17 protein-coding genes are annotated in these 20,519 nt (G+C 70.8%); 11 read left to right on the plus strand and 6 right to left on the minus strand.

The genetic code is table 11. The features are described from left to right. The first annotated feature begins 14 nt into the window (after nt 1–14). From JIAGA_RS0113075 to JIAGA_RS0113115, 9 genes are all read left to right on the plus strand, one after another. Nucleotides 15–476 carry a RidA family protein gene (locus JIAGA_RS0113075; protein WP_026876003.1) on the plus strand — a complete coding sequence of 154 codons (462 nt, stop codon included), beginning with the start codon at nt 15–17 and terminating at the stop codon, nt 474–476. A gap of 61 nt (nt 477–537) precedes the next feature. Continuing rightward, nucleotides 538–1,791: a 6-phospho-beta-glucosidase gene (locus JIAGA_RS0113080; RefSeq protein ID WP_026876004.1), complete on the plus strand. Its 1,254-nt coding sequence runs from the start codon at nt 538–540 to the stop codon at nt 1,789–1,791. Next, nucleotides 1,782–2,798 (plus strand): N-acetylglucosamine kinase, encoded by a 1,017-nt coding sequence (locus JIAGA_RS29540; RefSeq protein ID WP_051426037.1) that lies wholly within the window; start codon nt 1,782–1,784, stop codon nt 2,796–2,798. The genes JIAGA_RS0113080 and JIAGA_RS29540 overlap by 10 nt, the downstream gene beginning before the upstream one ends. Next, the gene (locus tag JIAGA_RS0113090) at nt 2,798–3,859 is read left to right on the plus strand and encodes an N-acetylglucosamine kinase (RefSeq protein WP_026876005.1); all 1,062 of its coding nucleotides are present in this window, start codon (nt 2,798–2,800) and stop codon (nt 3,857–3,859) included. The genes JIAGA_RS29540 and JIAGA_RS0113090 overlap by 1 nt, the downstream gene beginning before the upstream one ends. Then, nucleotides 3,856–4,608, plus strand: a complete 753-nt coding sequence (locus tag JIAGA_RS29545; RefSeq protein ID WP_051426038.1) for an IclR family transcriptional regulator — start codon at nt 3,856–3,858, stop codon at nt 4,606–4,608. Before JIAGA_RS0113090 ends, JIAGA_RS29545 begins: the two co-directional genes overlap by 4 nt. A gap of 1,032 nt (nt 4,609–5,640) precedes the next feature. After that, entirely contained in the window at nt 5,641–7,089 is a 1,449-nt protein-coding gene (locus tag JIAGA_RS0113100) for a DEAD/DEAH box helicase (protein WP_425402785.1), read from the plus strand. 643 nt (nt 7,090–7,732) lie between these two features. Next, complete coding sequence (locus JIAGA_RS0113105) at nt 7,733–8,749, plus strand: NAD-dependent epimerase/dehydratase family protein (RefSeq protein WP_026876007.1); 1,017 nt, start codon at nt 7,733–7,735, stop codon at nt 8,747–8,749. Next, nucleotides 8,749–9,783 (plus strand): dihydrodipicolinate synthase family protein, encoded by a 1,035-nt coding sequence (locus JIAGA_RS0113110; protein WP_026876008.1) that lies wholly within the window; start codon nt 8,749–8,751, stop codon nt 9,781–9,783. The genes JIAGA_RS0113105 and JIAGA_RS0113110 overlap by 1 nt, the downstream gene beginning before the upstream one ends. 56 nt (nt 9,784–9,839) lie before the next feature. Beyond that, nucleotides 9,840–10,598 (plus strand): 6-phosphogluconolactonase, encoded by a 759-nt coding sequence (locus tag JIAGA_RS0113115; protein ID WP_035812500.1) that lies wholly within the window; start codon nt 9,840–9,842, stop codon nt 10,596–10,598. A 60-nt stretch (nt 10,599–10,658) separates the two neighbouring features. Here the strand turns inward: JIAGA_RS0113115 and JIAGA_RS0113120 are convergent, their stop codons facing one another. Both JIAGA_RS0113120 and JIAGA_RS29550 read right to left on the minus strand, forming a co-directional pair. Further along, a complete protein-coding gene (locus JIAGA_RS0113120) occupies nt 10,659–11,657 on the minus strand; it encodes a Gfo/Idh/MocA family protein (RefSeq protein WP_169738863.1) in 999 nt (332 codons plus the stop codon). Nucleotides 11,658–11,668: 11 nt separating this feature from the next. After that, nucleotides 11,669–12,526 (minus strand): Gfo/Idh/MocA family protein, encoded by an 858-nt coding sequence (locus tag JIAGA_RS29550; protein WP_035812501.1) that lies wholly within the window; start codon nt 12,524–12,526, stop codon nt 11,669–11,671. A 149-nt stretch (nt 12,527–12,675) separates the two neighbouring features. On the opposite strand from JIAGA_RS29550, the gene JIAGA_RS0113130 reads away from it, so the two are divergent. Both JIAGA_RS0113130 and JIAGA_RS0113135 read left to right on the plus strand, forming a co-directional pair. After that, the gene (locus tag JIAGA_RS0113130) at nt 12,676–13,701 is read left to right on the plus strand and encodes a Gfo/Idh/MocA family protein (protein ID WP_211239641.1); all 1,026 of its coding nucleotides are present in this window, start codon (nt 12,676–12,678) and stop codon (nt 13,699–13,701) included. Further along, nucleotides 13,698–14,690, plus strand: a complete 993-nt coding sequence (locus tag JIAGA_RS0113135) for a Gfo/Idh/MocA family protein (protein ID WP_026876012.1) — start codon at nt 13,698–13,700, stop codon at nt 14,688–14,690. Before JIAGA_RS0113130 ends, JIAGA_RS0113135 begins: the two co-directional genes overlap by 4 nt. A gap of 67 nt (nt 14,691–14,757) precedes the next feature. Here the strand turns inward: JIAGA_RS0113135 and JIAGA_RS0113140 are convergent, their stop codons facing one another. The 4 genes from JIAGA_RS0113140 to JIAGA_RS0113155 all read right to left on the minus strand — a co-directional run bounded on the left by JIAGA_RS0113140 (nt 14,758) and on the right by JIAGA_RS0113155 (nt 20,327). Next, entirely contained in the window at nt 14,758–17,175 is a 2,418-nt protein-coding gene (locus JIAGA_RS0113140) for a hypothetical protein (RefSeq protein ID WP_026876013.1), read from the minus strand. Nucleotides 17,176–17,186: 11 nt separating this feature from the next. Beyond that, the gene (locus JIAGA_RS0113145; protein ID WP_026876014.1) at nt 17,187–18,068 is read right to left on the minus strand and encodes a carbohydrate ABC transporter permease; all 882 of its coding nucleotides are present in this window, start codon (nt 18,066–18,068) and stop codon (nt 17,187–17,189) included. Then, nucleotides 18,065–18,973: a carbohydrate ABC transporter permease gene (locus JIAGA_RS29555; protein ID WP_084469659.1), complete on the minus strand. Its 909-nt coding sequence runs from the start codon at nt 18,971–18,973 to the stop codon at nt 18,065–18,067. The genes JIAGA_RS0113145 and JIAGA_RS29555 overlap by 4 nt, the downstream gene beginning before the upstream one ends. 94 nt (nt 18,974–19,067) lie before the next feature. Continuing rightward, nucleotides 19,068–20,327: an extracellular solute-binding protein gene (locus tag JIAGA_RS0113155; protein WP_026876015.1), complete on the minus strand. Its 1,260-nt coding sequence runs from the start codon at nt 20,325–20,327 to the stop codon at nt 19,068–19,070. Nucleotides 20,328–20,519 lie beyond the last annotated feature (192 nt).

Genomic DNA, 20,519 nt, shown 5'->3' on the forward strand with positions numbered 1-20,519 from the left:
AGGGAGAAAGAACCATGAGCTTCGAGCAACGCGTACGCGACCTCGGCGTCGACCTGCCCACCAAGGTCCCGCAGCGGGGCGGCGTGGTGCCGTGCGTCGAGGACGGCAACATTCTCTACGTGTCCGGGCACGGTCCGGAGGACAACGACGGAACGCTGCTGTTCCGTGGCCGGGTCGGCGCCGAGGTATCCCTGGAGGACGGGTACGCGGCGGCGCGGGCGACCGGGGTCCAGCTCCTGCGTTCGGTGCGCGACCACCTGGGCAGCTTGGACCGGGTGGACCGCATCATCAAGCTCCTCGCGCTGGTGAACAGCGCCGACGACTTCCACGACCAACCGGCGGTTGTGCACGGCTGCTCGGACCTGCTGGTGGAGGTCTTCGGCGAGCGCGGGCGCCACGCCCGGTCCGCGATGGGGACGTCGAACCTGCCACTGAACCAGCCGGTGGAGATCGAGATGATCCTTCGCTTCCGCTAGGGAGCCCCGGGCTGCACGGCCGCCTGCCCGAGCGAGAACAACGAGAGGTACGAAGGCAACGATGAAGATCGTCGTGGTCGGCGGAGCGTCGACCTACACCCCCGAGCTGATCGACGGATTCGCCCGCCAGCACGAGTCACTGCCGATCGACGAGGTGGTGCTCGTCGACCCCGCGACGGACCGGCTCGCGCTCATCGCCGGGATGGGGGAGCGGATGCTGCGAGCCGGTGGGCGGCCCTACCGGCTGGCGTACACGGAGGATCTTCGCGGCGCGCTCGACGGCGCGACCGTCGTGCTCATCCAGATCCGGGTGGGCGGCCAGCGGACCAGGGCGAACGACGAGAGTTTTCCGCTGGAGTCCGGATGCATCGGCCAGGAGACGACGGGCGCCGGCGGCCTGGCCAAGGCGATGCGCACCGTGCCGGTGGTTCTCGACATCGCCGCTCAGGTGGCCGAGCACGCGCCCGACGCGTGGATCGTCGACTTCACCAATCCGGTGGGCATCGTCACCCGGGCGCTCCTCGACGAGGGGCACCGCGCGGTCGGCCTGTGCAATGTCGCGATCGGCATGCAGCACTTCTTCGCCCGCCTGCTCGAGACCGAACCGGATGAGGTGCGCTCGGCACATGTCGGCCTCAACCACCTGACGTGGGAGGCCGCAGTAGACCACCGAGGCGAGGACGTCCTACCTCGGCTGATCGCCACGCGGTCGGAGGACATCGGGCACCGGGTGACGCTGCCGGCGGCGGTGATCGACCATCTGGGCATGGTTCCGTCGTACTACCTGCGGTACTACTACCACCATGACGACGTGCTGCGTGAGCTGCTCGACGGCCCGTCGCGCGCCGAGGAGGTCATGCGAATCGAACGTGAGCTGCTGGACCACTACGCCGATCCGAGTGTCGACCAGAAGCCGGAGGCACTCAGTCGCCGCGGCGGGGCCCTGTACTCGGAGTCGGCCGTACAGCTCATGTCGTCCTTGCTCGGTTCGGGGAGCGGCGTGCATGCGGTGAACGCCCGCAACGCCGGAGCCCTCGACTTCCTCCCATCGGAAGCTGTGATCGAAGCGAACGCCGAAGTGGGCGGGGGCCATATCCGGTTCCTCCCCACGCCGGCGCTGCCGCCGTCGGTGCGCGGCCTCATCGCGCACGTCTCGGCGTACGAGAAGCTCGCCGTGGACGCGGCGGTGCGCGGCGGCCGGCGGCGCGTCGTCGATGCTCTCCTGGCGCACCCGTTGATCGGGCAGTGGTCGCTCGCGGAGCAATTGGCCGACCGCCTGATCCACGAGAACAGTGAGCACCTGGCATGGGCGTGACGGAGCCGCTGGTCGTCGGCGTCGACGGGGGCAACTCCAAGACCGACGTGGCGCTGGCGACGTCGTCGGGCCGGGTCCTCGGTGTGGTCCGGGGGCCGGGCAGCTCCCCCGACAAGCTGGGCGACCAGGAGGCCGCCCGGGTGATCGGCGGGCTCATCCGGTCCGCCCTGGCAGGGGCCGATGCCAGGGAGACGCCCGTCGTCGCCGTCAGCGCGTTCCTCGCCGGCCTCGACCTGCCTGAGGACGCCCCGCGATTCCAGGCCGTGCTCGCGCCGCAGTGGCCGGACGCGCGGGTGCGGGTCGAGAATGACGTCGTGGCGGCGCTGCATGCCGGAACGGGCGGATCACCCGGAGTCGCGGTGGTCTGTGGTGCGGGTATCAACGCGGTCGGGCTCGGCCCGGCAGGGCAACGCGCGTCGTTCCTGTCGCTGGGTGTCCGCTCCGGCGACTGGGGCGGAGGACTCGGCCTCGGGCGAGCCGTGCTGTGGCACGCGATCCGCGCCGAGGACGGCCGCGGTCCCCGCACCCGGCTGGCGGAGCTCACCAGGCGGCATTTCGGCGTGCGCGAGGTGGAGGAGGTCGCGGTCTCGTTGCAGTCCGGGCGCATCGCCGAGCTGCGGCTGGCGGATCTGGTGGAGGTGCTGTTCCGCGCTGATGAGGAGGGAGATCCGGTGGCCGTCTCGCTCGTCGTCCGGCTCGCCGAGGAGGTCGCCTCCATGACCCGCGTCATGCTCGACCGGACGGCGCTACGCGGAGCCGCGGCGAGCGTCGTGCTGGCCGGCGGCGTGCTCACCGGTGGGCGCCCCCGTCTCGATACGCTGATCGACGACGCGTTGCGTCGTGTCGATCCGACATCCCGCCCGGTGCGCCTGCGGGTGCCGCCGGTGGCCGGCGCGCTCGCTCATGCGCTGCCCGGGGGCCTGCCGGACGTCGAGCGTTCGCGACTCGAGCAGCAGTGGCAGGACGCCCGCCGGGATCCGGCGGCGGCGGAGGGTGTGGTCACGTGATGGCGATCAGCGCGAACGGTCCGGAGCCGGTGATGTTCCTCGGCATCGCCGGCGGCCACCTGGAGACCCAGTGCGTGCTCGTCGGTCCGGACGGCACCGTGCTGGCCAGCAGGTCCACCCGCACGGCATCGCCGCAGCACGTGGGTTTCGAGGAGTCTGCCCGGGTCATCGGCGAACTCGCCGACGCGACCTTCGCCGCGGCGGGACTGAGCCCGGCCGTCGAGGTCCGCCGGGTCGTCGTCTTCATCGCCGGCGCCGACACCGCGGCCGACCGCCGGCAGCTCCAGCAGCGGCTGGCGGGCCGGTTCCCGGGCTCGGACCTCGACGTCGACAACGACATCCACGGGATCCTCTGGGCGGGCCTGCGCCGCCCCTCCGGTGTCGCGGTGCTGGCCGACGACGGCATGAACGCCATCGCCCGCTCTGCCACCGGGAAGACCGCCGGCTATCTCGCCTTCGGCGTGGTGTCGGGGGAGTGGGGCGGGCGCATCGGCCTGGGCCGAGAGGTGCTGTACGCCGCGTCGCGTGCGGAAGACCTGCGTGGGCCGGAGACGACCCTCCGGTACTACGTCGCGGCACATCTGGGCCGTTCCACCGTGCGTGAGGCCTTGATCGCATGCCGTGCGGAGGGAACCCTGGACGCGGAGCTGCCAGGCCTGGCCGACCTGGTGTTCGCGGCCGACGACGAAGGCGACCGGGTCGCACGCGAACTCGTGGATCGGCTCGCCGACGAGATCGTGACCATGGCCAAGGCGGCCATGGAACGCGCCCGCGTGAACCCGGCCGGAAGCGACGCGATCCTGGCCGGCTCCCTGCTCACCCGGGGGCATCGCCGGCTCGACCAGCGGGTCGACGAGCAGTTCCATCTCCTTCTCCCGGGGATTTCGATCGCTCGCACGTCGGTGCCTCCCGTCGTCGGGGCGGCGCTCGCCGGCCTCGGCGCCGAACGGGGCGGGCCGGCGCTGGGGGACCGGCTGATGAAGACCATCATCGCCGGGATCGAGGCCCGCGCCCGTGAGCATCCGACCGGTCCGGTGAGCCTGCAGGAGGGCGTGCAATGAGCCAGAGCCTGGATCGCGGCCTGCGCATCCTCGACGAGATCGTGGCGGGTCGCACCACGCTGACCGAGCTCTCGCAGGCCCTGGGCGTCCACAAGTCCACCGTGCTGCGGCTGCTGACGGTTCTGCAGCAACACCACGTCGTGTCGCGCGTCGGCACGTCCGACTACCGGCTCGGACACCGGCTCTTCGACCTGGCCGCGTTCGCCCTCGAGAGCCGCGACATCACCGCGTCCCTGCACGAGCCGGTGCGCGCTCTCGCGACCGCAGCGAAGAGCACTGCCTACGCTGTCGTCCTCGACGACGGCGCCGGCCTCGTCATCGACGTGGCCGACCACACAGACCGCTTCGCGGGTCTCGTCCAGGTCGGCAGCACCCTTCCCCTCCACGCCACGGCGGCCGGCAAGGTCTTGCTGGCCAGCATGAAGCCGACCGAACTCGACGGGGTGCTGAACAGGGTTGCGTCCAGCACCCGCGGTTCGAGCCCACTCGACCGCGCGGCCCTCCTGGGCGAGCTCGAGAAGCTGCGGGTCTCCGGCATCGCCCAGGCTCATGGTGAGCACCCCACAACGGGACTGACGGTCGCCGCGCCCGTGCGCGACGCACGCGGCGAGGTGGTCGCCGCGCTGGCTGTGATCGGCGGCCCCGCGGAACAAACGCGCATCGACCCGCGTGCACTACTCGCCCAACTGCTGGCGGCTACCAGCAACGCGTCGGCCCGCCTGGGCTGGACCGGCGCCGTCGTCGAATGACGTCACGGACGCCAGCGCCGAGCCGGGAATACGCCTACGGGCGCACGTCGTTCACCCAGCTGAGGTCTTGGTGAGTGCAGAGCGTTCGGAGCGCCGCGGCGTCACTTTGGGCCTGGTAGCGGTAGTCTTGGGTAGTACCCGCCTCGCGGTGAAGCGCGATGAGCGCGTGTTCTCTTCACTGCGGTTGGTGACGCGGCATCCGGCTGATGGCCGGAGTGTCCGCACTGCGGACGCGGAGCGAGCCCCCGAAGGCTCGCTCCCGCATCGGCATTTCCGGCCCGAGCCCGGGTACGGCTTCGGCTATCGCCACCACTGGCGAGCCTGGCACTCCACGAGGAGGAGGAGGAGCGATTGGCTAGAGACGCCCACCGCCGGCCCGGCGCTAACCGAGCCCGGCGTCGTGGTCGCGCTCAGGACGACGAAGGCATCATGCCGGTGCTCGCGCGTGCCGTCCGTGAGGTCGAGACGGCTGTCCAGCGCGGCCCGTTGACGCCGTCGGGACGCACGAAGTTCCAGGTCGTTGCTCTTCTGGTGCGTGAGGAACGCGCGAGTGTCAAGGCCGACGCCACGACGCGCGACACCGCCGGCGCGGAGAAGCTGCTCAAGCGCCTCGACGGCGTCGCGACCATCCTGGCGAAGGCCGCCGCCCGCGACTCGTCGCTGCTCGCGCTGCTCGCCGAGGACGCCGTCGTCAGCGACGCGGCCAGGTCACTGAAGCGCGACATGCTGATCGCGGCCGGCAGGGAACCGGAGGAGGACGAAGTCGTCAACGTGCCGGCAGCCACCACCACCGCGAAGCGTCAGGTGGTGCCGCAGTCGGTCGTCTCCCGGCAACTCGCCAATCCTTTCCTCGCCCCCGACTTCGCGTCCGCAGGCGCCCGCGAGCCGCGCGCGCCGCGGCCGCGCCGGCTGGCCACCTGGGAGCTGATCGGCCCCCTGCTCAACTCGTTCGAGTACGCCTCCGGCGGGGCGTCGGCATGCATGGCCCTTCCCGACGCCTCCGCCGTGCGAGTGCCCGGCGACCTGGAGCTGATGCCCCACCAGGCGCGACTGGTCGCCGCCGCCGAGGCCGGGCACCGGACGTTCCTGCTCGCCGACGAGCCCGGCCTGGGCAAGACGGCCCAGGCACTGCTGGCCGCGCAGGCCGCGGACGCCTACCCGCTGCTCGTCGTCGTCCCGAACGTCGTCAAGACCAACTGGGCTCGTGAGGCCGAGTTGTGGACGCCGAACCACCGGGCCACCGTGATCCACGGTGACGGCGACACGATCGACGGTTTCGCCGACATCATCGTCGTCAACTACGAGGTGCTGGACCGTCATGTCGGCTGGCTCGGCGGCCTCGGTCTGCGCGGCATGGTCGTCGACGAGGCACATTTCATCAAGAACAAGAAGTCCCAACGCTCCCAGCACGTCCTGTCGCTGTCCGAGCAGATCCGAACCCGCACCGTGCGCCCGCTCCTGATGGCGCTCACCGGCACGCCGTTGATCAACGACATCGACGATTTCCGTGCCATCTGGCAGTTCCTCGGCTGGATCGACGAGAAGAAGCCGCAGGCCGAACTCATGGAGGCGCTCGAGGACACCGGCCTCACACCGGCCGATCACGGGTTCTATGCGGCCGCCCGCGCCCGAGTGATCGACATGGGGATCGTGCGCCGCCGCAAGGTCGACGTGGCCGCCGACATCCCCGCCCGGCGGGTCGCCGACCTGCCGGTCGAGCTCGACGACGCCGTGGGCCGTTCGATCCGCGACGCCGAGCGCGAGCTCGCCGACCGGCTCGTCGCCCGCTATCGCAACGCGCTCGCGACCCGGACGTCCGGCGAGGTCGTTCCGGGCATCGACCACGACCTCGTGCGCCAGGTCGCCGGCTGGGAACTGGCCGATACCGCTACGTCGAAGACCGGCGAGAACGTGTTCCGCATGATCCGGCGCATCGGGCAGGCCAAGGCCGGCCTGGCCGCGGACTACGCCGCACAGCTGGCCCGCAGCGTCGGCAAGGTCGTCTTCTTCGCCAAGCATGTCGACGTGATGGACCTCGCCGAGCAGACGTTCGCCGAGCGTGACCTGCGCTACGCGTCGATCCGCGGCGAACAGACCGCGTCGGCGCGGCAGAAGAACATCGACGCCTTCGTGAACGATCCCGAGGTCGCGGTGGCGGTCTGCTCGCTGACCGCTGCCGGCGTGGGCCTCAACCTGCAGGTCGCATCGAACCTGGTGCTCGCCGAGCTCTCCTGGTCCGCCGCCGAGCAGACGCAGGCCATCGACCGCGTGCACCGCATCGGCCAGTCGGAACCCGTCACAGCCTGGCGCATCATTGCCGCGCAGACCCTCGACACGAAGATCGCCGAACTCATCGACGGCAAGGCCGGGCTCGCCGCCCGGGCTCTGGACGGTTCGGACGACGAGGTGCCGTCCGCGGCCGACATGCAGCTGGAGACGCTCGTCGCGCTGCTGACCGACGCGTTGTCGCCCGCTCCGTGACCATGGCACGCGATATCGGCGCCCTTGGCACGCGATTTCATCCCTCGCGAGTCCATGTGTGCCGGTTCATGGAGCGATATCGCGTACCAAAACGCGAACCGCGCGAAGGCGCGGGCCGCGCGACTCCGCTCCCGTACTCCCGCTTCAGTAGGCAAGCATCCCTACCGACGTGGGAACACTCATACCGACCGTGATCCTTTTCGGTTCTTCTGGAACATCCGGGGGTGTCATCGGCCGGGCAGGGCTGCTCGGTGGGAAGGGGATGTGAGATCGCTGCCTGGAACGATGGGACGTTGCTGTCCTTTGGCGACAGTGTTGTCACATCGTGGCGAGCAGCGATCTCACACCGTTCCCGGTGGCGGCTGGCAGGCAGGTGGCCGCGCCCGCCTACTGCGCACCCTTTTCGGAGCACGTCACTCGCCACGCGGTCGAACTCTGGCGTTATCACCGTCCGGAACGGCCCCGAGACGAGTGACGTGACCCGCAGGCCTACTCCCGCGCCACCAGGCATGCATCCATGGCGCGGCGGGAAGACCCATGCCGAACGTGATCGATTCTGACGTGCAGCAGCTGACGCAGTTGGCTTTGCAACCGCTTGCATCTATCCTGTGGGCACAACCGGATCGACGACGGTGAGGTGTCCATGAAGACGCTGTCCGAACTCCACGAGGCCCTGACGACCCCGAGTCAGGCGCTGGTGGACGACCTGAGGGCGACGACGGGTGACATCGTCGTCCTCGGTGCCGCCGGGAAACTGGGGCCGAGCCTCGTGATGCTGGCCCTGCGGGCGCTGGCGGAGGCAGGATCGCCGGCGACGGTCCACGCGGTGTCGCGCTTCGGCGACCCCGTGGTGGCCGACGAGTTGCGGGCCGCGGGTGCGCATGTCATCACCGCCGACGTCGCCGACGACGCCGCGCTCGCCGCGCTGCCGGACGCCGAGAACGTGATCTTCCTCGTCGGCGCGAAGTTCGGCACGCAGGGCAACGAGCACGCCACCTGGGCCACCAACACCTACCTCCCGGGGAAGGTCGCCACGCGCTACCGGTCATCGCGGTTCGTCGCGCTCTCCACGGGGAACGTGTACCCCCTGGTGCCCACCGGATCGGGCGGAGCGGGTGAGTCCGACCCCGTGGGGCCGGTCGGGGAGTACGCGATGTCCTGCCTCGGCCGCGAGCGGATCCTCACCCACATCGCCCGCGAGCACGACATGCCGCTGGCGCTGATCCGGCTGAACTACGCGGTCGAGATGCGCTACGGGATCCTGGTCGATCTGGGCCGGCAGATCCTGGCCGGCGACCCGGTCGATGTCACCACGGGCTACGTCAACATCGTCTGGCAGGGCTACGCGAACGAGGTCATCCTGCGGGCGTTGCGGCAGGCGTCCACGCCCGAGCTGGTCCTGAACCTCACCGGCCCGGAGACGCTGTCCGTGCGCCGGCTGGCCGAGAAGCTCGGCGCCGCCCTGGAACGCGAGGTCACCGTGGCCGGTGAGGAGGCCCCGACCGCGCTGCTGGCCGACGCCGCCCGGTGCCACGACCTGTTCGGCTATCCGGGGCGCAGCCCCGACGAACTCGTGCGCGACGTGGCGGAATGGCTGCTGTCCGGCGGAGCGGTCCTGGACAAGCCGACCAAGTTCCAGGTGCGGGACGGGAGGTTCTGATGTCGCCGCTCGACACGTTCGCCGCCGGCACGGTGATCCCGGCCATGCCGCTGGCGCTGACCGCGGATCTGGCCTTCGACGAGCGACGGCAACGAACGCTCGTCCGGTACTACCTCGCGGCCGGAGCGGGCGGTGTCGCCGCGGCCGTGCACTCGACTCAGTTCGCGATCCACACCACGCACACTCATCTGCTGCGGCCGGTGCTCGAACTGGTGGCGGCGACGGCCCGCAGCGAAGGGGACCCGGACCTGGTGCTGGTGGCCGGCGTGGTCGGCGAGACCGGCCAGGCCGTGGCGGAGGCGGAACTGGCCGCGTCGCTCGGATACGACGCGGTCCTCCTCGCTCCGTACGGTGTCGGCGACCGAAGCGAGGACGAGCTCCTCGACCGGGCTCGAGCGGTCGGCGAAGTCCTGCCGGTGGTCGGCTTCGCCCTCCAGCCCGCGGTCGGCGGCCGGCGGCACTCCCGCGACTACTGGACGCGGCTGGCGGACATCCCCAGCGTCGTGGGCGTGAAGGCCGCGCCGTTCGACCGGTATGCCACGCTGGACATCGTGGGTGGCATCGCCGCATCGGAGCGCGGTGGCCAGGTCACGCTCTACACCGGCAACGACGACCACATCGTCGGCGACCTGGTCGCCACATTCGCCCACGCCAACGGGCCGGGAGTCCGGTTCGCGGGCGGGCTGCTCGGCCAGTGGTCGGTGTGGACGCACCGGGCCGTCGAGATCCTCGAGCTGGCCCGGCAGGCCAGGAACGGAGATCATGCGGCCCGGCTGGCGCTGGACGCCATCGACGGGCCGCTGACCGATGCGAACGGCGCCATCTTCGACGTGGCCGGCGGCTTCGCCGGATGCGTCCCCGGCATCCACGAGGTGCTGCGCCGCCAGGGTCTGCTGGCCGGCACCTGGTGCCTGGATCCGCGCGAGCGGATGTCGCCCGGTCAGCTCGCCGAGATCGACCGGATCTGGGCGGCCTACCCGCACCTTCGCGACGACGACTTCGTCGCGGCGCACCTCGACACCTGGCTCGCATGACGACGCACGCCGGCCGAGGTCCCGACGACCTTCGAGAGACACGAGGCAACGGAGTGATGACGACGATCCCCACCGCCGGCGGTACCCGCGTGACCGTCTCGCCGACCGCCGACGAGGCCGGTGCCGCGGCCGCACGCGCCGCCGCCGACGCCGTCGTCGCGGCGATCAGCGCCGCCGGGCGGGCACGCGTGGTGTTCGCCAGCGCGCCGTCCCAGGACGCCATGTTGCGCGGTCTCACGAGCGACTCCCGGATCGACTGGTCCCGGGTCCAGTGCCTGCACATGGACGAGTACATCGGTATCGACCCGGACGATCCGCGTGGCTTCGGGGCCTGGCTGGCCGAGCGGCTCCCGGTCGCGGAGCTCGCGTCGTTCGACCGTATCGATCCGGCCGCCGACCCGCAGACGGAGGCGGCGCGGTACGAGGCCGTGGTCCGGGCGGCGCCGATCGATGTCACCTGCCTCGGTTTCGGCGTCAACGGGCACATCGCCTTCAACGAGCCGGGCATGACCGACGCCCACGACCCGCGAGCCGTCCGGACGGTCGACCTGACGCCGCAGTCGCGCCGCCAGCAGGTCGACGACGGGCAGTTCGACCACATCGACGACGTACCGCGGACCGCCATCACGTTGACCGTTCCGGCCCTTCTCAGCGCCGGGACGCTGGTCGCGACGGTGCTGGGGGAGCGGAAGGCGGCGGCCGTGACCGCCGCGCTGACCGGCCCGATCGGACCGGACTGCCCGGCGAGCCTGATCCGCAGGCACGGTTCGTACACCGTCCACGTCGACGCGGTGGCAGCGACCGGTCTGGCCTGACCAACACGAACGATGCGCCCTCCGCCGGCCCCGGCTGGGGCTGGCGGAGGGCGGAGGCGGTCAGCGCGGCTTGACCGGCTGACCGGTTCGGGCCGACGTGTACGCGGCTTCGATGAACGACACCGCGGCGCGCGCCTGAGCCGAGGTCGCCAGCGGGGGCGTGCCCTGCTCGACCGCCGTGACGAAGTCGGTGAGCTGGGCGAGGGGCTGGTCGACGGCGTCGAACTCGGGGATGTCCAGCCCGTCGCGGGTGACCAGGTGGGTGATCTTCTCCGAGACCGTCACGGCCGATCCGCCGTCGCCGGTGATCGCGACCCGCAGCGGGAGGCCGTCGTACGCGGCGGTGGTGGCCAGGAACGTCACCAGAGCTCCGCTGCGCAGCCGGGCCGTGATGGTGATGGCGTCCTCCACCTCGATCCGCTCGTGAGCCAGCAGCCCGCTGTGTGCGTACACCTCGTCCACGTCGCCGAGCAGCCAGAGCGCGAGGTCGACGAGGTGAACGCCCTGGTTCATCAGGGCGCCGCCGCCGTCGAGTGCCCAGGTGCCGCGCCATGCGCCGGAGTCGTAGTACTCCTGCGTCCGCCACAGGGCGATCTCCACGTTGGCGGTGGTGATCCGGCCGAGCCCGCCGGAGGCGATCAGGCCGTGCAGGAACTGGTGCTCGGCAGCGAACCGGCGCTGGCTCACCACGCTCAGCACCTTCCCGGAACGCTTCTCGGCGTCGATGATGCGATCGGCGGCGTCCACCGTCACCTCGATCGGCTTCTCGAGCAGGACGTGCTTTCCGGCGTCGAGTGCGGCGACGGCGACCCCGGCGTGGAGGCCGGACGGGACGCCGACGATGACGGCGTCGACGTCGGCACGGTCCAGGAGGGCGGCGACCGACGGCGCCGCCTCGACCCCGTACTCAGCACCGACGGCGGCGGCCGCGTCCGCAGATGCGTCCGCGACGGCCGCGAGGTCGGCCGGCGACTCCGGCGAGAGCAGCCGCTCGACGTGCAGCCGGCCGATGATGCCGACGCCGATGACACCGAAGCGCAAGCGCGAGGAGGAGGTCACGAACGGTCCCTTCATTTCTGGAGCGCGTCGACGACGGCGCTCAGGACGACGATGGGGGAGAGCAGCTGCCCGCGGCCGACCGGGGACCGGCCGGTATCGATGGCGGCGACGAAACGGTCCAGCGCGGGTGCGTTGTAGTCGCCGCTCAGCGTGAGCTCACGGGCGACGACGCCGGCGGTTCCGGTCGCCGTGGCGTGGAACGGGACGCGGTGACCGTCGCCCGGCGTGACGAACGTGAAGATCACCGCCACGTCGCCGATGCGCACCTGGGCGATGGTGGTGTCGTCGTGGCGCGTCACGGTCGGATGCACGGAGCCGGGCTCCACGACGGGGTCGCCGAGGATCTCCAGTGCGGCCTCGACGTGGTGGATGCCGTAGAAGAACAGCCCGGAGTACTCGCTGTCCGGGTCGGCCGGTCCGACGATGTTCAGCTGGCGTAGCGGGCCGCGCCCGGTGTCGTCGGCGAGTTCGGCGATCTGCGGGACGAAGCGCAGTGCCGAGCACGACACCACCACCGCAGAGGTCCTCTCCGCGGCGTCGAGGATCGCGACGGCGTCGTCGACGGTGGTGGCGAGCGGTTTGTCGACGAGTACGGGCAGGCCGGCGGCCAGCAACGGCTCGGCCTGTTCGCGGTGCCGGGCGCCGTCGCGGGTCGAGATGATCGCGGCGTCGACGTGGGGGATGAGGTCGGCCGGCTCGTCCACGACCTGCTCGATGCCGCCCTCGGCGCGCAGCTTGTCGTTCCGCTCGCTGTGACCGTCGGCCAGCGCCGTCGCCGTGTACCCGGGGTGCCGACGTTCGGTGTTGAGGAATCGGATGAAGTGGTCGGTGTGTGAGTTCTCGGTGCCGATGAAGCCGATGCGCGTCACGATCGGAGACTCCCCAGATGTCGAAAGAAGTGCGAACACCAGCTTGACCTGCAACCGATTGCAGGTCAAGCCGCCTGCCCATTAGAGTGGCTGCCGGGATCCGGCGATTGGGCCGGTTCCGGCAGCGGCATGGCAGCTCAGGAGGACGTGTGACGCCAGCGGAACTCGGCATCGGAATCGTCGGCCTCGGCAGCATCGGCACGACGCACGCCCGCGCCCTCCGGCAGGTCGACGGGGTCGAGGTGCGTGCCGTCAGCGGCGGAGCACCGGGAACCGCGGCCGAGTGCGGCTGGCCGGGCGCCGTCAGGCTGACCCCCGAGGACGTCCTGAGCCATCCCGGCGTCGACGTCGTGGCCGTCTGTTCGCCCACCGCATCGCACGCGGCGCTCGGGGCGGCGGCGGTCGAGGCCGGCCGGCACGTGGTCGTGGAGAAGCCGCTGGCCACGACCGTCGCCGAGGCTCGGCGGCTGGCCGAGCTGCAACACGAGCGCGGCCGGCTCGTCACCATGGTCGCGCAGCGGCGGTACGAGCCCGATTACGCGTACCTGAAGGAGCTGGCCGTCGGCGGCCGGCTCGGTGAGCTGCGGCTGGCGACCACACACGTGCACTGGCTTCGTGACGACGCCTACTACGCGGCGGCGCCGTGGCGGGCGTCCATGACCGGCGGCGGGGGCTCGCTGATGAACCAGGGTGTGCACAACGTCGACCTCCTTCGCTGGCTGTGCGGGCCGGTCGAGGAGGTGACGGCGCAGTACGCGACGCTCGGTCACGGCATCGAAGCCGAGGACACCACCGTCGCGACGCTGCGGTTCGCGTCGGGCGCGCTGGGCCTGGTCAGTACGTCGACGGCGACGCCGCCGGGAGCCCCGGCCACGGTCGCGCTGCACACGTCGGCCGGCGCGGTGGAACTGGGTCAGGGCGAGGTCCTGCGCTGGAACCTGCCCGGCGTGCCACCGCCGCCACCGGACGAGGCGGTGGCCAGCGGCGCCGCCGACCCGGCGGCCATCGGCGTCGCCGGCCACGCGCGGATGTGGCGCGAGGTCGTCGCGGCGATCCGCTCCGGCGGTGGTCACGACGCGGACGCCGTCGACGCCGTGGAGACCGTCCGGCTGCTGTGCGCCATCTACGAGGCCGCCCGGTCCGGCGCCCGCGTCCGGCCGGGGGAGCTGCGATGATCCGGCTGGCCGTGTTGGGTGCCGCCCACGCGCATGCGCGCTACGCGCTCGAGGAGGCCGCTCGCCGCGACGACGTGACGCTCGCGGCGGTGGCCGAGGCCGATCCGGCGGCCCGAGCCGCCCACCTGGCCGGTGCGGACGGTGTGCCGACGTACGACGACCCGCGGCGACTGCTAGATCGCCACGACGTCGACGTCGCCGTGATCGCCGGCGTGTACGCCCACCGTGCTGACGCGGCGGTGGCCGCCCTCGACGCCGGCGCCCACGTCCTGGCCGACAAGCCGCTGTGCACCTCCCTGGACCAGCTCGACCGGATCGCCGCGGCCGCGGCACGAAGCGGCCGGCACGTCTCGGTGATGTTCGAGAAGCGCTTCTACCCCGCGACGATCGCGGCCCGGCGGCTGCTGGCCGACGGGACGCTCGGCCGGCTCGCCATGGTGGCCAGCACGGGCCCGCACAAGCTGAAACTGCCGTCGCGCCCGCCGTGGTTCCTGCGCCGCGAGACCTACGGGGGCATCGCGGCCGACCTCCCGGTCCATGACATCGACCTCGTGCTGACCCTGTCCGGCGCCACCTCCGGCACCGTGACCGCGCTCACCGGCAATGCCGGCCCGGAGGAGCACCCCGAGTTCGACGACCACGTCGCCGTCCTGCTCCGGGCCGGTTCCGTGGCCGCCAGCATCGAGGCGTCCTGGCTCTCACCGGAGGCGGCGGACGTGCACGGCCACTACCGGATGCGGCTGACCGGCACCAACGGCACGGCCGAACTGGACTGGGCCTACGACTCCCTGCACGTCGCCACCCATGACCGGGCGCCGTGGTCCGAGCCGCTCCCGCCCGGCGAGCGGCCAACGGCCTACTTCTTCGACGCCCTCGCCGCCGGCCTCGAGCCGGAGATCACCACGGCACAGAGCCTGCTCGCCACCCGCGTCGCGCTGCTCGCCCAGCTGAGCGCGGACACCGGCAGCGCGGTGCAGCACTTTTCTTGATCATGTTCCCTCGCGGCGCGTGGGTGACCGCGAGGGAACATGATCACCGCGTTGGGGCGCTTCTGGTTCACCACCCGGCGCACTGGCCGCGGCTCGGACCGGCGATGTCGCTGGCGACCCCTTCGTCCACCGGTGCGAACGCGTTGCCCCGGCAGTCCAGCGGGCCGTCGACGGTGAGGCCGGCCAGCGCCACCCGGCCAGCGGTGTCCACCACCTGCACCGGGCCCCCCACCCGGGTCGACCGCACGGCGACCGACGACGCGCCGGCCGTACGGATCGGCCCGCCGACCACGGAGTGTTCCACGACGACCGAGGCGCCTCGGGCGACCGTGAGCGGGCCGGTGACGTGTGCGTCGTCCAGGCACGTCGTGCCGGCGGTCACGGTCAGCGCTCCGGCGTGCTCGCCGCGCACGATGCGGTCGCACGCACCCGGCAGGTCGTAGCGCAGCACGTCGGTGTCGTCGGTGAACCAGACGTCCCCGTGTGCGACGTCGGAGTTGCGTACTCCGTCGTCGACGAGCACGGTCACCTCCAGCGTCGCCGGGCTGATCCGGATCAGCCGGTCGGCGACGGAGCCGTAGATGTGCCCGTCGAGGGGGTTGTACGACAGCTCGCTCTGGTCGCCCCAGATGTTGGGGTTCTCGATCCCCGTCCGCACCGACCGGGTGACCTCGTGCGTGCGGGGGTCGTACTCGAAGAGCACGCCGGTGTCCGTCATGCCGAAGATCCGGCCCACGCCGTCGGCCACGAGCGCGTGGACGACGGTCGCGCCCGGCACCACCGGGCCGCTGGCGACGAGTGAGTCCGTGGCGACGTCCCACGCGAACACCTCGGCGGTGGTCTGCGTCGGGACGGAGGAGAGCCCACCGTGGATCGACGTGCCGGCGTAGACGACGCCGTCGGCGTAGGCCAGTGCGGCGATGCTCTGATCGGTGACGACGTCGCGGTGAAGGGAGTGCTCGCCGGTCTCGGGGTCGAACAGCGTGAGCGCTCCGCCGAGCTCCCCGTAGTTGGCGATCGTTCCCGCCGCGACGACGTCGCCGGCCGAGACGAGGCTGCGCGGGCGGTCCTGGCCGGTGGCGGCCCGGCCAAGTGTGAGGACGTGCGCGGGGTTGACGCCCCAGGCCCACGGCACCCCGGCCCGGGCGGCGTGGAAGACGGCCTCCGGATAGCTGCCGATGACGGTGAGGTCCTGGTGCGCGACGATCGCGTCGGCCTGTTCCGGACCGTCGAGCTGCTCGATCTCACCGGTGGCCGGGTCGACCCGGGCCATGACGCCCGGGCTGAGATAGGCGCCGACGTAGATGTTCCCGTCCCCGCCGTCGGCGATGGACATCGTCGTCACCGGCGAGCCGATGGCCGGTGCGGCCAGGACGTCCCCGTGGCCGGTCGCGAGGTTCTGCCGCCAGATGCGTCCGTCCGTGCGGACCCCGACGAGGGTGTGTCCGGGGAAGTCCGCGGTGCCGAGCTCGGCGAGGAACAGTCGCGTCGTGCCGGCGGTCACCGGCTCCACCTCGGGATGGACGGGGACCGGCTGCGACTCGAGGGCCGCCGTGACGTACGCACGCGGGCGGCTCTCGGCGTCGAGGTAGTAGAACCGGCCGTCGGCCGACGTCTCGGTGGAGTTCCACAGGCCGCCGACGAACAACTGGTCGACGACGCCGGCGCCGGCGTCCAGGACGGTGACGTTGACGCCGTCCACGGCCCGGTGTGAGACGACCTTCAGCTCCGCGTGGGTCTCGATGCGCTGGATGAACTCCCCGCGCGCCGCGACGGGCTCCGGCAGCGGCAGCGCGGTGGCCCGGCCGTCCGCGGGATCGACCTCGTACAGCTGGGCCGGCGTGCCCGCGCCCACCCACACCCGGCCGGCATGGGCCTCGAGGCCCCAGGCGTAGTCGCCCTGCGCGGCGATGCGCCCGTACTCCGTGAACTCCCCGGAGCCGAGGTCCAACGCGAACAACTCGGTGTTGGGGTAGGTCGTTCCGTACAGGGTGTCGCCGTCGACGTCGAGGGTGCGCAGCATCTGTTCGCCGGCCACGCCGGTGGCGATCCGCGTCAGCGTGCCGCCGCTCGGGTCGTAGCTCCACAGCGTCGCATCGTTGGGGCTGCGCACGCTGAGGTACACGGTGTCGTCCGGGGCGACGTCGATCGACGCGGCCACCGAGTACGGCGGCATCTCGTGGGTGTCCAGGACGGCACCCGTGCGCAGGTCGACGACGTTGAAGCTCACCGGCTCGCCGTCGGAGAACAGATAGGCGACGGGCCGGCCGTCCGCCAGCACGTCGACGTCGGAGAGCCGGACGTTGGGTGCGCGCATGGCGACGCCGAGGTTCTCGACGGTCCCCGTCGCGGGCGGCGGTGGGGGCGGCGCCGCGGCCGGTCCGGCGCCGCCGGCCGGCACGGCGAACGTCAGGCCGCCGAGCGCCGCCGCGACCACCAGTGCGAGCAGCCCCAGCGCGCGGCGGGGCCGGGTTCGAGAAGGCATCTCAGGCTCTCCTATTTGAGGCCGGACATCATCACGCCGCGCACGAAGTACTTCTGCAGCACGATGAAGACGAGCAGGGTCGGGATGAACGTCACGACGGCGGCAGCCATCACGGTCGCCAGCGGCGTCTGCTGTTCCTGCAGCGTGTTCAGGCCGACGGTCAGCACGTAGTTCTGCGGTGACTGCTGCGAGACCAGCGGCCACAGGAAGTCGTTCCAGTGCCACAGGAACACGAACGTGCCCAGGGTGGCGAGGATCGGCTTGGTCTGCGGCAGGATGATCGAGACGAAGACGCGGAACTCGCCGGCGCCGTCGATGCGCGCGGCGTCGATCAGCTCGTCGGGGATGTCCTGGATGAACTGACGCATGAGGAACATCGCCTGGACGTTCGCGATGGTCGGCACGATCATGCCCCACATCGTGTTGAGCCCGCCCATCTCCGAGACCAGGATGTACTGGGGGATGAGCGTCAGGTGGTGCGGGATCATCATCATCGCCACGAACACCCAGAAGATCAGCTCACGGCCGAAGAACCGCTTCTTCGCGAACGCGTAGCCGGCCATCGAGGCGAACAGCAGCACGAGCACGACCGACACGACCGAGTAGACGGTGGAGTTCAGCGCCCAGGTGGCGATCGACTGGCTCGCCAACGCATCACGGAACGCGTCGAAGGAGATGCTGGTCGGCATCAACGACGACGGCAGCTCGACGGCCGCCCCCGGCTGGAGCGACAGGATGACCATCGCGTAGAAGGGGAACGCCGTGATCAGGGCGGCGGCCAGCAGGACGACGTGGATGAGCCGCTGGCGGCGCGGGCGCCTGCTCTTGGTGGGTCGCGTCGGCGCCTCCGGCGTGACGACCGTGGATTCGGGCAGTCCGCTGGTGACCGTCACGAGTCCCTCCTTCGCATGACACGGCGCTGGATCAGGGACACGATCAACGTGATGACCAGGAGGACCATGCCGGCCGCGCTCGCGTAGCCGAAGTCGAAGTAGCCGAAGCCCTGGTCGTAGATCATGAACGTCAGCGAGTAGCTCGACCGCACCGGCCCGCCTCCGGTCATGACGTAGATCGTGTCGAAGACCTGGAACGACCGCACCGTCTCCAGGACGAGGACGAAGAACATCGCCGGCTTGAGCAGCGGCAGGGTGACGTGCCGGAAGCGCTGCCAGGCCGTCGCGCCGTCGACGTGGGCGGCCTCGTAGTACTCCTGCGGGATCGCCAGCATGCCGGCGAGCAGGATCAGCATGTCGTAGCCGAAGTTCATCCACGCGCTGACGAGGGCGAGCGAGGGCAACACCCAGAAGCCGCTCTGCAGCCAGTTGACAGTGGGCACGTTGACCAGGCCCAGGACCCAGTTGAGCGGTCCGTCCGGGCTGAAGATCCAGATCCAGACGATCCCGGACAGCACCGGGGACGTGACCACCGGGAGGAAGAAGATGGCTCGGTAGACGGACATGCCGCGCAGCATCCGGTTGCACAGCTGAGCCATCGCGAGCGAGATCGCGATCGTCACCGGGATGGCGATGACGGTGTAGACGGCAGTCACCCGCAGCGCGTTCCAGAAGAGCGGGTCGTCGAACAGCCGCTGGTAGTTGTCCAGGCCGATGAGCTCGAACGTGCCCGTCAGGCCGTAGTCGCCGAAACTCAGAGCGCCGGCGTAGAGCGCCGGAGCGATCCGGAAGACAAGGAAGAACACGAGGTAGGGCAGGATGAAGACGTAGGCGGCGATCGCGCCGTTCGATCTCCAGATGCTTCGCCGGGGCCGCTGACCCGGGTTCGCTTCCCGCGCTGTCATCGTCGCCACGAGATGCCTTTCTGCCGGGAGCCACTGGAGGCCGCCGGGTGCGGCGGCGACCTCCAGTGGCGCAGAGGTGGGGCGGGTGGTTCCGTCAGCCGCGGGCCAGCAGGTCGTTGACGTCCTGCTCCGCGGCGTCGAGAGCCGTCTGCGGGTCCACACCCTCGAGTAGCACGGCCTGGATGTGCGGCCGGATCGCGTCGATGATCTGGCGAGCCTGCGGGTGCATCACGCCGACGCGCACCTTGTCCAGGTACTCCATGCCCTCGGCGATCTGCGGGTCGTCCTGGAACAGGTCGTCGATCGATTCGCGCGGCGGGAGGTAGCCGGTCTCCCCGTTGAAGGTCCTGATGAACTCCTCGTCGGACAGGTACCGCACCCACGCCTGCGCCGCCTCCGGCGCGTCGGTGGTGTTGAAGATCGACCAGGCGCCGACGGAGCCGGACGCGACCTGCTCCTTGTGCGTCATGGGCGGCGCGGTCTGGATGATCGCCGGGTCGACGATCTCCCGGGTGGAGATGAGCTGCGCGCCCGGGACGTAGCCGACCTGGGCCTTGCCCACGGCCGTCTGCTCGAACGGCTCGGTGACGCTGAGCGGCTGCTCAGGCACCCATCCGTTGTCCACCATCTCCTTGATGAACTCCAGCGCCTCCAGCCCTTCGGGGCTGTTGAACGCCGCCGACTGCAGGTCCTCGCTGAGCACCTCGCCGCCGGCCTGCCACAGATACACGTAGAAGTTGTGGTTGAGCGTCGACACACCGCTGTACTCGGTGGCGTAGTAGCCGGCGTCGACGAACTTCGGCGCGGCTTCCCGCAGTTCGTCCCACGTAGTGGGACAGGTCTGGACGCCCGCGGCGGCCATGGCCTCGGTGTTGCAGTACGACGTCTGCATCTGCATGAGCAGGGGAGCGCCGTACAGCGTGTCCTCCCACCTGTTGGCGTCGAGGGCGGAGTCGTAGAAGTCGTCCCAGTCGTCGCGCAGGTCGTCCAGCGGCAGCAGAATGCCCTCTTCCGCGTACTGCGGGATGAAGTCGGGGTTGAAGTACACGACGTCGGGCGCATTGTTGCCGGTGATGGCGGTGACCAGTGCTTCCTCGCGGTTGCTGAAGGCCTGCATCACCACCTCGACCTCGACGTCCGGATACTCCTGCTGGAAGTCCTCGACGTGTGGCTCCCACCAACCGACACTGTCCGCGATCCCGATCGGGTAGGTCCAGAACGTGACGGTGCCGGCGACGTCACCGGAATCCCCGTCGCCTCCCGAGGCCGCCTGGGTGTCGTTCGAGCACGCCGCGGCGACCAGGGCCGCGGCTGCCGTCGTTGCGATGAGCGTGAATGCCGGCCTGCGCCTCATCCGCCCCTCCGTACTCCTCTAGAGCGTACGTGCAATCGGTTGCAGGTGACGGTAACCAGCCCGATTGCGGGTGTCAACCCTCCTGCGCCGTCGCAGTAGCGGCCCGTGATCGACCGGTGACCGCACCGACATCCAGCAGGGACCATTGACGCCTGCAATCGGTTGCAATACGGTCAGCGGCAATCCACGCCC

Origin of the sequence: Jiangella gansuensis DSM 44835 (genome assembly GCF_000515395.1) — a bacterium.
GTDB lineage: Bacteria > Actinomycetota > Actinomycetes > Jiangellales > Jiangellaceae > Jiangella > Jiangella gansuensis.

Bases quoted from the DNA above. Each gene is read 5' to 3' on its own strand.
- JIAGA_RS0113140 (WP_026876013.1), bottom strand. From the start codon at position 17,175: ATGCCTTCTCGAACCCGGCCCCGCCGCGCGCTGGGGCTGCTCGCACTG.
- JIAGA_RS0113075 (WP_026876003.1), top strand. From the start codon at position 15: ATGAGCTTCGAGCAACGCGTACGCGACCTCGGCGTCGACCTGCCCACC.
- JIAGA_RS0113090 (WP_026876005.1), top strand. From the start codon at position 2,798: ATGGCGATCAGCGCGAACGGTCCGGAGCCGGTGATGTTCCTCGGCATC.
- JIAGA_RS0113080 (WP_026876004.1), top strand. From the start codon at position 538: ATGAAGATCGTCGTGGTCGGCGGAGCGTCGACCTACACCCCCGAGCTG.
- JIAGA_RS0113105 (WP_026876007.1), top strand. From the start codon at position 7,733: ATGAAGACGCTGTCCGAACTCCACGAGGCCCTGACGACCCCGAGTCAG.
- JIAGA_RS29545 (WP_051426038.1), top strand. From the start codon at position 3,856: ATGAGCCAGAGCCTGGATCGCGGCCTGCGCATCCTCGACGAGATCGTG.
- JIAGA_RS0113115 (WP_035812500.1), top strand. From the start codon at position 9,840: ATGACGACGATCCCCACCGCCGGCGGTACCCGCGTGACCGTCTCGCCG.
- JIAGA_RS0113135 (WP_026876012.1), top strand. From the start codon at position 13,698: ATGATCCGGCTGGCCGTGTTGGGTGCCGCCCACGCGCATGCGCGCTAC.
- JIAGA_RS29540 (WP_051426037.1), top strand. From the start codon at position 1,782: ATGGGCGTGACGGAGCCGCTGGTCGTCGGCGTCGACGGGGGCAACTCC.
- JIAGA_RS0113100 (WP_425402785.1), top strand. From the start codon at position 5,641: ATGCCCCACCAGGCGCGACTGGTCGCCGCCGCCGAGGCCGGGCACCGG.
- JIAGA_RS29555 (WP_084469659.1), bottom strand. From the start codon at position 18,973: ATGACAGCGCGGGAAGCGAACCCGGGTCAGCGGCCCCGGCGAAGCATC.
- JIAGA_RS0113110 (WP_026876008.1), top strand. From the start codon at position 8,749: ATGTCGCCGCTCGACACGTTCGCCGCCGGCACGGTGATCCCGGCCATG.
- JIAGA_RS0113155 (WP_026876015.1), bottom strand. From the start codon at position 20,327: ATGAGGCGCAGGCCGGCATTCACGCTCATCGCAACGACGGCAGCCGCG.